This is a genomic window from Neobacillus terrisolis, from assembly GCF_051233475.1.
Taxonomy (GTDB): domain Bacteria; phylum Bacillota; class Bacilli; order Bacillales; family Cytobacillaceae; genus Bacillus_BU.
This window is the reverse complement of record NZ_JBKFGH010000013.1, coordinates 150663-162938: the sequence shown is the minus strand read 5'-3', so window position 1 is coordinate 162938 and position 12276 is coordinate 150663. Positions and strand designations below refer to the sequence as shown.

The following is a 12276-nucleotide window of genomic DNA, read 5'->3' as shown; positions in this document are numbered from 1 at the left end:
TCACCACCCTCTTCAAAGTTTGTTAGTTCCAATTACTCGGATACTGCGAAAGTCTTTTTGAATTCGTTGATCGCAGCAGCCATATCAGCGTCAGCAGGAAGATCCTTCGTATTCACGATATGGTCTAACAAGTCTTTGCGGTTGTGGTCTAACCAAGTTAGCAACTCAGCTTCAAAACGACGAACATCTTGTAGTGGAATATCGTCGATGAATCCACGAGTAAGTGCGTAAAGGATCGCAACTTGCTTTTCAACTGCAAGCGGTTTGTTAAGATCTTGCTTTAATACCTCAACTGTACGCGCACCACGATTTAACTTCGCTTGTGTCGCTTTATCAAGGTCAGAACCGAATTGAGCAAACGCTTCTAATTCACGGTAAGAAGCTAAGTCAAGACGTAATGTACCTGATACTTTTTTCATTGCTTTAATTTGTGCTGATCCCCCTACACGAGATACGGAAAGACCGGCGTTGATCGCTGGGCGAACCCCTGAGAAGAACAAGTCAGATTGTAAGAAGATTTGTCCATCAGTGATTGAGATAACGTTTGTTGGAATGTACGCAGAAACGTCACCAGCTTGTGTTTCAATAAATGGAAGGGCTGTGATTGAACCAGCACCTAGTGCATCACTTAACTTAGCGGCACGCTCTAATAAGCGGCTGTGTAAGTAGAATACATCCCCTGGATACGCTTCACGACCTGGAGGACGGCGTAACAATAATGAAAGCTCACGGTATGCAGCTGCTTGCTTAGAAAGGTCATCATAAACAACTAATACGTGCTTGCCTTCGTACATGAATCCTTCAGCCATTGATACACCAGCATAAGGAGCTAGGTATAATAATGGAGCTGGTTGAGATGCAGCGGCAGTTACAACGATTGTGTAATCTAACGCGCCAAATTTACGAAGAGTTTCAACCGCATTACGAACAGTTGACTCTTTTTGTCCGATTGCAACATAGATACAGATCATGTTTTGACCTTTTTGGTTCAAGATTGTATCGATGGCAACAGATGTTTTACCAGTTTGACGGTCACCGATGATTAACTCACGTTGACCACGACCGATTGGTACAAGCGCGTCAATCGCTTTAATACCAGTTTGAAGCGGCTCATGAACGGATTTACGAGCCATAACTCCAGGTGCATTATACTCGATAGGACGAGTTTTAGTAGTGTTAATTGGTCCCATACCATCAACAGGTTGTCCAAGTGGGTTTACAACGCGTCCGATTAGCTCATCCCCAACTGGAACCTCCATGATACGACCTGTACGACGAACCTCGTCACCCTCACGGATTTCAGTGAAAGGTCCAAGGATGATAATACCGACGTTATTTTCTTCAAGGTTTTGTGCCATACCCATAACGCCGTTTGAAAATTCAACAAGTTCTCCAGCCATGACATTGTCGAGGCCATGAGCACGAGCGATACCGTCACCTACAGAGATAACCGTACCTACATCACTCACTTGAATTTCCGACTGATAGTTTTCAATTTGCTTTTTTATCAGCGCACTAATTTCTTCAGCTTTGATGCTCATGAGTTTCACCCCTATCTACGAATCTTAGCGTAACAATTGACGTTCTAAACGTTCCAGTTTTCCAGACAAGCTGCCGTCGAAAATTCGGTTTCCGATACGGAGCTTGATGCCGCCTAGTAAATTGGAATCAACGATATTATTAATAAGAAGAGATTTTTTACCAACCTTGCCAGCGAATGAGGATGATAAAGCTTCGCTTTCAACCGCTGTTAATGGGCGAATTGAATATACGTCTGCTTCTGCAATTCCTCTTTCTTCATTAGCAAGCTCAACAAATTGATCAGCTAACGCCGCAATATTGTCAGCGCGTCCGCGATCGATCATTACTTTAATTGTATTTATCACAAATGGATTTACCGATGAAAAAGCTCCAGTTAAAATCTCCTTCTTCTTATCCTTTGGAAGCTTTGGAGATTTCAATAAAGCTATTAACCCCGGAGTATTAGTGACTACTTCTTTCACTACACGAAGTTCTGTTTCCATCTGGTCAAGAAGCTGGTGTTCCTTCGAAAGCTGGAAAAGAGCTAACGCATAGCGCTTTGCTACTGCAGAGTTGCTCATCGCTTTTCTCCTGCCTCTTGAATATATTCACTGATAAGCTTTTCTTGATCAGCTGCGGTTAATTCTTTTTCAATAACCTTCGATGCAATCATTACTGATAAAGTAGCGACTTGCTCACGAATAGCTGTAACAGCTTTTTCTTTTTGCTGTTCGATTTCGATTCTTGCAGCTACTTTAATGCGTTCAGATTCTGCACGAGCAGCTTCGATAATTTCTTCACGTTGAACATCGCCTTGTTTTTTCGCATTTTCAATTAATACGTGCGCTTCTTGACGAGCTTCTTTTAAAAGAGCTCTTTGCTCTTCTAAAATTTTGTTAGCCTCAGCACGGCTTTTTTCAGCTGCATCAATTTGACCAGCAACGTGGTCTTCACGCTGTTTCATGATGCCCATTAACGGACCCCATGCGTACTTCTTCAATAATGCTAACAAGATGATAAACATTGCTAATTGGAAAATGATGTCTCCACCATTAATACCGTGAGCAGCTTCAGTTGCTCCTAATACTAAATTACTTGTTAACACCCTCGATTCACTCCCTTCAAGAGTCGTTCACTTACAAACTGTAAGGTCATGTATATGAAACCGTTTATTTTGTCAAAGTTAAATCAAAAATGCATGTCGCTCTCTCAAGGCCGAAGCCGAGTAAGACCGAATCGCTTTAAAGATTGACTGTGACGAGTTCACCCTAAAGCTTTAAGTGTTCGTCAAATGGACATAAGAGAATGGCGAAGGTTCTCATGGAATGATCTTCGCCATTATTGAACGTCTTGCTTCGTAAAAATTATTGACCTTGAACCATGAACGCGATAACAACCGCGATGATAGGAATCGCTTCTACTAACGCAACCCCGATGAACATTGTAGTTTGTAACATACCGCGTGCTTCTGGTTGACGCGCGATACCTTCTACTGTACGAGATACGATAAGACCGTTACCGATACCAGCACCTAGTGCTGCTAAACCAATTGCGATTGCTGCTGCTAAAAGACCCATTATTAAGTTTCTCCTTCAATTATGTGAAAAAATAGAATTTTTTTAAGATGCTCATGGCTGAACATCGTATATATTAATGGTCATGACTCACTTTGTGAGACAGATAAACCATCGTTAACATTGTAAAAATAAATGCCTGGATTGCACCAACAAAGATTGAGAATCCTTGCCATGCAAGCATTGGAACAATAGCTGCTATCGTACCACCTACACCGGTGGCAAGACCACTTGCAAGTAGACCTAACAAAATTTCACCTGCATAAATATTCCCGTAAAGACGCAGACCAAGAGTCAGCGTGTTGGCAAACTCTTCAATAATCTTAATTGGGAACATGAACGCAAACGGCTTAAGGAATTCTTTCCCGTATGCCGCAGTACCTTTCATCTTCACACCATAATAATGTGATAAACCTACTACCATAGTAGCCAAGGTCAAGGTTACGACTGGATCGGCTGTTGGTGATTTCCACCACAGTGTACCATCAATAACAATAGAGAATGGAAGTCCTAACATATTGGAAACAAACACGTACATGATGATTGTAATTCCGAGAATGTGGAATCTTCCACCGGTTTTCCAATCCATTGTGCTGTCAATAATGTTTTTAACAAAATCCATAATCCATTCAAAGAAGTTTTGCATTCCGGTCGGCTTCATCTCTAGTTTTCGAGTTGCCAGAATGGCAATTAGAAAAACTATCACACTTGCGACCGTAATCATCAAAACATTGGCTAAATTAAAATTCAGCCCAAGAAACGTAACTATTGGAGCTTCATGATGCACAGTATCACCTCTCTTCCGCGCTATTTATGTGAATGTAAAGATTGAAGAAAAAAATCTATCATAATGACAATGTAAGATGTCATTAATCCCAAAACAACAGAAATAAGATGAAGCGAATCAGGATATTTGAGAGCAATCATTACTGCCAATGCGGCCGTAGCCATCCGCGAAAAAGATCCAAGTGAACGAACCTTTTTCCCTTGCAAAACTGCATCACCAAACTTGTCCGTTTTTCGAACCATCAACCATAAATTAAACAAGCTCAGGCTTGTCCCAAGCACCAGCCCTAAGAAAACGGACTGATACGGAGTAAAACCCCAGCCAAGAACATAGAGAGATAATAAGAAGAATATGTACTTTCTTTGCCTCGTGTACATTACTTTAATTTCAGACATGACTACTTATCCCCTGAGAAGAATTGATTAACGAGGCGGATCATAGCAAATACCCCAGCTGCAAGACCGATTAGTAAGCCGATAATAAGGAATAACGGCGTTGTTCCTAGCCAATGATCCAGGGCTCTCCCGGAAAATATTCCAACTAAAATGGATCCAACTAATGCTGATAAAATCCCAGTCATTAAGGCATAAGCTTGAAAAGGGTGACGGTTATTTTTTCGCATGCAAACACATCCTCTCTTTAAGAGAATGGTAACTTGGTTGTAGAGTTTTGCACAATCGACTGCGTTGTTTTTACCAATTTTGTAGAAAAATCTTGCGGTTTTTGTTGAAGTTCTTGTAGATTGTTGTAAAGTCTTGCTCAAAATAACAATGTTTTAAATGTGTAAAAATTCACTACTTATCATGTAAACCCTATCATTCACACCCTTTGTTAGCATACAATAGCCCCCATGCAATGTCAATGTTAAATAAGGAAATAAGTCACAATTCCGACAATAATTTTGAAAAATTAATAATTTTTAATTAATAAAATTATTCTAATAATATTAGTTGCTGGTTGTCATCAAGCCCTATTTTTGATTCATTTACGGTTTGATGACAACTCGTCTTGTTTATTTTACAAGTTTTGTATTTTTTTCGAACGGACTTTCCTCACTTTTCGACAAAATTTCAATCATTGTTTCAATCATATCTTCTCTGCCCTGCTTTTTAGCAAACACCTTAGCTACATATAATCCTTCAGCCGGGAGAAGATCGACATTCACTTCATTCTTAAGTACGCCTTTTGCCACCTTCCTTCTCCAATCTAAGTAACCAACAAATTGGTGGTTACCAGGATGAAAAAGGGCAATTCCAAATTCGTCTGCCCCGCCGGGTAAGTAAACCTCATATCGGTATGTCTTTTCTTTATCGGCTAACCCAAATTCAAACCCCATCACTCTTGGATAATCCGGCTCTTCTACTACATACAGATACGGAATGTTGATTCGATTTGCGCCTTCATTTAATTGAAGATATCCGTCGTATATCTTTTTCGTAAAATGCTCCGGTTGGACGGTCATGTCAATCGTGACGGTCTTTTCTTCATCTGGCATTAAGGTGACCGATAACGGGAAGTGCCAATTAATACCCTCCTCAGTTTTTGGTATTGTAAAATAATAATTTTTTTTCGAGCTACTGATATTTTTTATTTTTAAACTCGCTTGATGTTGATGCAGTTTATCGCTGAGCTGAAATTTCCCAAATTGAAGTGAAGCCGGTTGGACAAGCGACTCTGTTTTTATCGCTTGAACGGGCTGAATTCTGCCAGACCCTTGTTCAAATGTTTTGTATGGTTCGCTTTTTTGATTTGTAATTGGTTTGGCTGTGTTCATCAATGAAGCTTTTATTTCGTCCGGCCCCCATTCTGGATGGGCCTGCTTAATGAGGGCACAGGCACCCGCAACATGCGGGGCAGCCATGCTTGTTCCCTGCAGTTCCAAATATCCGCCTGGTATTGTTGAGTTTATTGCCACTCCAGGCGCAATGACATCAGGCTTAATTTCCCAGGTAACGGTCACCGGACCCCTCGAGCTAAAATCAGCAAGAATATCACTTTCTTCTATTAATATAGTCCTAGCTGTTTGAACGGTTTGTTTCCTTAATTGTTCGCCATCCTGTTTGGAAATTGCCATCACCGGTATCGAAACCATTTCCTCAAGATTTCCTGAGAAACTGCCTTTTGTATTATTAAAAATAATGACGCCTTTCGCTCCGGCTTTGGCTGCGTTTTTTGCTTTTTGAGTAAAGGTTAGCTCCCCCCTTTTGAGAAGAACGATTTTTCCTTTCACATTCTTTAATTCTTTAGTTCGCCCAAGGCCTCCATAAGTTAATTCAATCGCGGCTGTTTCGCTGTGATTCCACTCCGGTGATCCTTGGAGCGGTTCCAATCTAATTGTATGTTGGTTGGACAGTTGTAAGTACGGAATTTTCATCGGGGGTGTCGAGGCTCCAACCGAAATCGCCTTTGACGCTGTACCCGGTGAACCGACGGTCCAGCGGTTCGGTCCGGAATTTCCTGATGAAGTTACCGCGGTAACCCCCTTTTCAACGGCTTTGTTTAACGCAAGTGAGATTGGCAGGTCTGGGCCGTTTACACTGTTGCCGAGTGAGAGATTCAAAATATCGACCTTATCTTTAACGGCTTGCTCAATTGCGGCGATAACTTGCTCTGTCGTTCCGCTCCCACCTGGCCCAAGTGCCCGGTAAGCAATAAGCGATGCTTCCGGCGCCACCCCTTTAATTTTGCCATTCGCGGCAATAATCCCAGCAACGTGTGTCCCATGAAGGGTTGAACGACCGGGAATCCCTTTTGTCTCCATTGGATCTTTATCACCATCTACAAAATCGTGCCCACCCTTGAAGTTTGCTTTCAGGTCGGGATGGGTGTAATCAATCCCAGTATCAATGACGCCAACCGTAACCCCTTTTCCAGTGAGACGGCGGTTTTGGTTGTCGAATAAACCGCGGGCCTCATCGGCACCGATGATTTGGAGATTGGCATCGGTGGGGGTGGGGTTCTTGGTGGGAGTTATGCTGTTTTGGTTCGGACGGTTCTCGGTTAGGACGTTTTGGTTCTGGCTGGTTTCGGGTTTTATAGGTCCGATTTTCGTGATTGGATTCGGGCATGGCTTCGGGCATGGCTTCGGGTTTATTTCGATTGGGCGCACTGGCAGAGTTGCATTTTCTGTTTGATAGGTTACTACTGATGAAACATCGATAATATTGGGTTGCTGTTTGGCTAATTGCTCAAGGGCACGTGCTGGACCTTTTACCGAAAATCCATTTAAAACATGCTCAAAAACGTACCTAAGCTTTAGTTCCGGGTATTTTTCCAATATTTGTCGCGGCGATTGCGGTTTGTTAAGAGTAACAATGGCGATTTTTTCGGTTTCCGGGCTTTCAGTTGGGATAGGTGGATGGTTCAGGGATTGGGCTTGAGTGTTCATGGTTTTGGTTTGGGGGCTTAGCACGCTAATCAAAATAACAAAAAGGATTAGTAGCGGTGGTGTGCGCATCAGGGGTGACCTCCTTTTTATTACATAGGTTTTTCTCATGGATGGTGAAATATGCAATTGGGATTTTTGGGTGATGGATAGTGGGTTGGGTTGGGTTTGATTGGGTTTGATTGGGTTGGACGGTTTGGGCGGTTTGCACGAATCAGGATCTCTGGCGTTGTATCCAATGTTGCACGTCTTTTGGGCGATGATATTGACGGTTTTTGTTGGAGCCTGAGGTGGGGAGGTTTAGACTTTGGAGAAGTTTCTTTACGATGTGACGAGAATTAACCAGTATAAATTCCCGTAAATTTTTATTTGAAACGGATGGTGATATTAATAGAAAATAATCAACTATCGCCTTTTTATGAGCATTTTTTGAATAGATTTTACACTTCACACAAAACCAATTCTTGACTTGACGAACCAATGAAAACTGTTTGCAAATAGGACATTGGATCCCTTTTATTAATTCAGATACATCGATGCTGTGAAATTTTAGAATTGAAGGCAAGGCAGGGGTATGCTCTTCCAAAAGGAGTTTATGGAGTTTAGTTATTTGTCTGGCACTTAATTGTTTTTTAGTATATCCATCCTCATACGTTTTAATTTTTTCTTCTAAAACATCAGCGTAAATCAATTTTTGGAATATTTGCCGATTGTCACTAGAAGTCTTTATTATCGTTCTTCGGTCCGCAACTCCAACGAGGTCAACAATTGGGATAGGAGGAAATTTGTGTTTTTTGAGCCAAGCAGTTAGAAGCTTTTTTTGTCTTTTTACTTGAACAATTGGATTTTTAAAACCTTGAAGCTTACCATTGTATTCTCTTATAACTTGAGTGGAGTCTTTTTCAAAGGTTAATATTCCAGCGATATTTTTGGACTCAATAATCACTAAGAAAAATGGGGTTACGATAAGGGTATCCATTTGGAAGGCGTGATTTTCGAAGATAAGTCTGAGATCTGCAAAATAGAGGTAGTTTCCGTTGATGTAAGAATCAAGGTAGTGGTCAATTTGCTTTTCACCATTATATCCAGCCATATAGTTCCTTCGCTCTTCCTCAAGTTGGGCTCTTTTTGGATGAAATAATGGGATTCTGCTCAAAACAGCGTCAATTTCTTCAACAATTAACGGAATCAATCGTGGTTTGGCGTTCAAATCTATTCCTCCTTTATAAAAATACCCCTAAATTTCGGTTTAAAATGCGATTTTCCTGCTAATTTTTCCAATTGGATTTGGATTTTTTATGAACGGAAAAATTTATGAGCCGATATTGTATTTTTGTGAGCCGTTTTTTGATTTTTATGAGCCGCATTTCGATTTTTATGAGCCGTAATCCAAATTTTATGAGCCAAAGTGAATTAAGTCACCGCCCCCAGCACCCCTACCCGTAAAAAATAAACCGTACAAACCAAATTCCCATAAGAAAAGCCGTCCCACATGGAACGGCTTAAGCAACTCTATCTTTTGTTCTTACCCCCGAAACTCTTCCGGACGCTCCCCAACCTGTTTAAAATAATAACGAATCGCTTCGCAAATCCGTTCTGAAGCACGACCGTCGCCATAAGGGTTGGCAGCACGAGACATCTTTTCATACGCAACCGGGTCGTTCAACAGCTCGGTTGCTAGTCCGTAAATAGTGTCCTCGTCGGTTCCGGCAAGCTTTAATGTGCCTGCTTCGATTCCTTCCGGACGCTCCGTTGTGTCACGCAACACTAACACCGGCACTCCAAGTGATGGCGCTTCCTCCTGCACACCACCGGAATCCGTTAAAATCAAATAGGCACGTGATGCGAAGTTATGGAAATCAATAACGTCAAGCGGCTCAATTAGCTGGATGCGAGGGTCATCTCCCAAAATTTCAGAAGCGATTTCCCGTACGACCGGATTCATATGAACTGGGTAAATCACCTGTACATCTGGCTGCTCGTCGACGATTCGCTTTACTGCCCTGAACATATTGCGCATTGGCTCGCCAAGGTTTTCACGACGATGGGCGGTTAACAGAATGAGACGGTCGTCGCCAAGCTTATCCAATACTTCATGAGAATATTCGGTTTTAACCGTTGTCTTCAATGCATCGATAGCGGTGTTCCCTGTAATAAAGATCGCTTCTTCGTTTTTATTTTCACGAAGCAAATTATCTGCTGATTTTGAGGTCGGTGAGAAATGAAGGTCGGCGATCACACCGGTTAATTGACGATTCATTTCCTCTGGGAATGGTGAGTATTTATTCCATGTGCGCAAACCGGCTTCGACATGACCGACAACGATTTGGTTATAATACGCTGCTAGACTGGCAACGAACGTAGTCGTCGTGTCGCCATGAACCAATACGATATCCGGCTGTACTTCTTTCATGACGCGATCGAGGCCTTCCAAGCCGCGGGTTGTCACGTCAATAAGGGTTTGGCGGTCTTTCATGATGTTCAAGTCATAGTCTGGTGTGATTTGGAAGATATTTAAAACCTGATCGAGCATTTGACGGTGTTGAGCCGTAACTGTAACGATCGATTCAAAATGATCAGGATGCTTTTGAAGCTCAAGAACAAGCGGGGCCATTTTGATTGCTTCCGGTCTTGTCCCGAAAATGGTCATAACCTTAATTCGCGGTTTCAAATTTGATTCACTCCAATTTGTGTACTTTATTCCTTATTATAACAAAAACCGACACCAAATATCGGTGCCGGTTTCATCTTTATTTTTTCTAAAAAGAATACCCTGTATTTCGAGCAAGCCGATTAGAAAAACTAATTACTTACTTCGTTCCAAACAAGCGGTCGCCGGCGTCACCAAGACCAGGGACGATATAACCGTGGTCATTAAGTTTTTCATCTAGGGCGGCGATGAAAATATCGACGTCTGGATGTGCTTCTTTAAGTGCCTCAACGCCTTCTGGGGCTGCGATTAAACACATGAATTTAATGTGCTTCGCGCCGCGTTTCTTCAATGCGTGGATTGCTTCGATTGCGGATCCGCCTGTTGCAAGCATTGGATCCACAACGATGAAGTCGCGCTCTTCCACATCGCTAGGGAGTTTGATGTAATATTCAACCGGCTTTAATGTTTCTGGATCACGGTAAAGACCGATGTGGCCAACTTTTGCTGCCGGGATTAATTTTAAGATTCCGTCCACCATTCCGATTCCTGCACGTAAAATCGGCACAAGACCTAATTTTTTACCAGATAATACTTTTGATTTCGTTTTGCTTACCGGTGTTTCGATCTCGATTTCTTCTAGCGGCATATCACGGGTGATTTCGAACGCCATTAACGTTCCTACTTCATCAACAAGTTCGCGGAATTCCTTTGTCCCTGTTGCCTTATCACGAATGTATGTAAGCTTATGCTGGATGAGTGGATGATCAAATACGTATACTTTTGCCATAGCTATCGCTCCTTCGCTTATCAAAATTTGTCGTACCATGTAAAGTACGACTACACTTCGTCTAATTTTACAGAAAAAAAGTGCGACAGGCAACTACGTTCATTAACTTTCATCGAATTGCTAATTTTCGATGCTGAACACAAAAATTCGCCGGTGACACTCGACCAAGAAAACGGCTCTAAACACCAAAAAATCGAGAGGCACACAGCACTCAGCACTGTGCATCCTCCCGATCTAGATAATTAATATTCAGGATAAAGCTCGAATTTCGCAGTTAATGAAGATACGCGTTCCTTTGCTTCAGCAAGCTTTGCCTCATCTTCGTGATTTTTAAGAGCTAAAGCGATGATGGATGCGATTTCGTCCATTTCCGCTAAACCAAAGCCGCGTGATGTTGCAGCAGCTGTACCGATACGGATACCGCTAGTTACAAACGGGCTTGCAGGATCATAAGGAATCGTATTTTTGTTCACGGTAATACCGATTTCATCAAGAACCTTTTCTGCCACTTTACCAGTAAGATTTAGTGAACGAAGGTCTACTAGTAAAAGGTGATTGTCCGTTCCACCTGAAACAAGTTCGATGCCTTCTTTTTTCAAACCTTCTGCCAAGCGAGCAGCGTTGGCCACGATATTTTTCGCATAATCTTTAAAGCTGTCCTGCAACGCTTCACCGAAAGCAACTGCTTTTGCAGCGATGACGTGCATTAACGGACCGCCTTGGACGCCAGGGAAGATCGTTTTATCGATTTGTTTTGCGAATTCTTCACGGCAAAGGATCATACCGCCGCGAGGTCCGCGTAATGTTTTATGAGTAGTAGTTGTTACGAATTCAGCGTATGGCACTGGGCTTGGGTGTAAGCCAGCTGCAACAAGGCCAGCGATGTGAGCCATGTCGACCATTAGGTACGCGCCTACTTCATCAGCGATTTCACGGAATTTCGCGAAGTCAATTACACGTGGGTATGCTGAAGCACCAGCAACGATTAATTTCGGCTTGTGCTCAAGCGCTTTAGCACGAACATCTTCGTAATCGATGTAATGAGTATCTTTGTCCACTCCGTACTCAATGAAATTAAATTGAATTCCACTGAAGTTAACCGGGCTACCATGAGTTAAGTGTCCACCCATTGAAAGGTTCATTCCTAGCACAGTGTCGCCATGCTTAAGGATTGAATAGTAAACAGCCATGTTCGCTTGTGCACCTGAGTGTGGCTGCACGTTAACATGCTCTGCTCCAAAGATTTGTTTCGCGCGATCGCGGGCGATATCTTCCGCTACGTCTACGAACTCACAACCGCCATAGTAGCGTTTGCCAGGGTAACCTTCTGCGTATTTGTTGGTTAACACAGAACCTTGTGCTTCCATAACCGCTTCACTAACAAAGTTTTCAGATGCAATCAATTCGATATTATTGCGCTGACGACCTAATTCTTTTTGTATTGCATTGAATACTTGTTCGTCTTGAAGAGCCAAATGTTTCATTTTTATCCTCCTTTTATAAAAAAACAAGCGTATTTACGAACTATTATTTGAAAATTCTATTACATTTTACACGTTTTTTGTCTAA

General features: G+C 42.1%; 12 protein-coding genes. All 12 read right to left on the bottom strand.

The genetic code is table 11. From position 1 onward, the window contains the following. Positions 1 to 32: 32 nt before the first annotated feature. On the bottom strand, positions 33 to 1541 hold the full coding sequence (atpA, locus tag ACI48O_RS09355; protein WP_435561530.1) for a F0F1 ATP synthase subunit alpha: 1509 nt from the start codon (positions 1539 to 1541) through the stop codon (positions 33 to 35). Positions 1542 to 1565: 24 nt separating this feature from the next. Beyond that, positions 1566 to 2102 carry a F0F1 ATP synthase subunit delta gene (locus tag ACI48O_RS09350; protein ID WP_435561529.1) on the bottom strand — a complete coding sequence of 179 codons (537 nt, stop codon included), beginning with the start codon at positions 2100 to 2102 and terminating at the stop codon, positions 1566 to 1568. Beyond that, entirely contained in the window at positions 2099 to 2626 is a 528-nt protein-coding gene (gene atpF, locus ACI48O_RS09345; RefSeq protein WP_435561528.1) for a F0F1 ATP synthase subunit B, read from the bottom strand. Before atpF ends, ACI48O_RS09350 begins: the two co-directional genes overlap by 4 nt. A 259-nt stretch (positions 2627 to 2885) precedes the next feature. After that, positions 2886 to 3098, bottom strand: a complete 213-nt coding sequence (atpE, locus tag ACI48O_RS09340) for a F0F1 ATP synthase subunit C (protein ID WP_006838507.1) — start codon at positions 3096 to 3098, stop codon at positions 2886 to 2888. 73 nt (positions 3099 to 3171) lie between these two features. Beyond that, complete coding sequence (gene atpB, locus ACI48O_RS09335) at positions 3172 to 3882, bottom strand: F0F1 ATP synthase subunit A (RefSeq protein WP_435561527.1); 711 nt, start codon at positions 3880 to 3882, stop codon at positions 3172 to 3174. 20 nt (positions 3883 to 3902) lie between these two features. Beyond that, the gene (locus tag ACI48O_RS09330; protein ID WP_435561526.1) at positions 3903 to 4277 is read right to left on the bottom strand and encodes an ATP synthase subunit I; all 375 of its coding nucleotides are present in this window, start codon (positions 4275 to 4277) and stop codon (positions 3903 to 3905) included. 2 nt (positions 4278 to 4279) lie between these two features. Beyond that, positions 4280 to 4504 (bottom strand): AtpZ/AtpI family protein, encoded by a 225-nt coding sequence (locus ACI48O_RS09325; protein WP_435561525.1) that lies wholly within the window; start codon positions 4502 to 4504, stop codon positions 4280 to 4282. A gap of 390 nt (positions 4505 to 4894) precedes the next feature. After that, complete coding sequence (locus ACI48O_RS09320; RefSeq protein WP_435561524.1) at positions 4895 to 7339, bottom strand: S8 family serine peptidase; 2445 nt, start codon at positions 7337 to 7339, stop codon at positions 4895 to 4897. A 142-nt stretch (positions 7340 to 7481) separates the two neighbouring features. Next, positions 7482 to 8477, bottom strand: coding sequence for a nuclease-related domain-containing protein (locus tag ACI48O_RS09315; protein ID WP_435561523.1), 996 nt, complete (start codon positions 8475 to 8477; stop codon positions 7482 to 7484). Between the two features lie 315 nt (positions 8478 to 8792). After that, positions 8793 to 9938 carry a non-hydrolyzing UDP-N-acetylglucosamine 2-epimerase gene (wecB, locus tag ACI48O_RS09310; protein ID WP_435561522.1) on the bottom strand — a complete coding sequence of 382 codons (1146 nt, stop codon included), beginning with the start codon at positions 9936 to 9938 and terminating at the stop codon, positions 8793 to 8795. Positions 9939 to 10077: 139 nt separating this feature from the next. Further along, entirely contained in the window at positions 10078 to 10707 is a 630-nt protein-coding gene (gene upp, locus ACI48O_RS09305) for a uracil phosphoribosyltransferase (protein ID WP_435561521.1), read from the bottom strand. Positions 10708 to 10949: 242 nt separating this feature from the next. Beyond that, the gene (glyA, locus tag ACI48O_RS09300) at positions 10950 to 12191 is read right to left on the bottom strand and encodes a serine hydroxymethyltransferase (protein WP_435561520.1); all 1242 of its coding nucleotides are present in this window, start codon (positions 12189 to 12191) and stop codon (positions 10950 to 10952) included. Positions 12192 to 12276: the final 85 nt, after the last annotated feature.

Coding starts and splice junctions, on each gene's coding strand:
- atpA (WP_435561530.1), bottom strand. CDS start 1,541: ATGAGCATCAAAGCTGAAGAAATTAGTGCGCTGATAAAAAAGCAAATT.
- ACI48O_RS09350 (WP_435561529.1), bottom strand. CDS start 2,102: ATGAGCAACTCTGCAGTAGCAAAGCGCTATGCGTTAGCTCTTTTCCAG.
- atpE (WP_006838507.1), bottom strand. CDS start 3,098: ATGGGTCTTTTAGCAGCAGCAATCGCAATTGGTTTAGCAGCACTAGGT.
- ACI48O_RS09330 (WP_435561526.1), bottom strand. CDS start 4,277: ATGTCTGAAATTAAAGTAATGTACACGAGGCAAAGAAAGTACATATTC.
- ACI48O_RS09325 (WP_435561525.1), bottom strand. CDS start 4,504: ATGCGAAAAAATAACCGTCACCCTTTTCAAGCTTATGCCTTAATGACT.
- ACI48O_RS09320 (WP_435561524.1), bottom strand. CDS start 7,339: ATGCGCACACCACCGCTACTAATCCTTTTTGTTATTTTGATTAGCGTG.
- upp (WP_435561521.1), bottom strand. CDS start 10,707: ATGGCAAAAGTATACGTATTTGATCATCCACTCATCCAGCATAAGCTT.
- glyA (WP_435561520.1), bottom strand. CDS start 12,191: ATGAAACATTTGGCTCTTCAAGACGAACAAGTATTCAATGCAATACAA.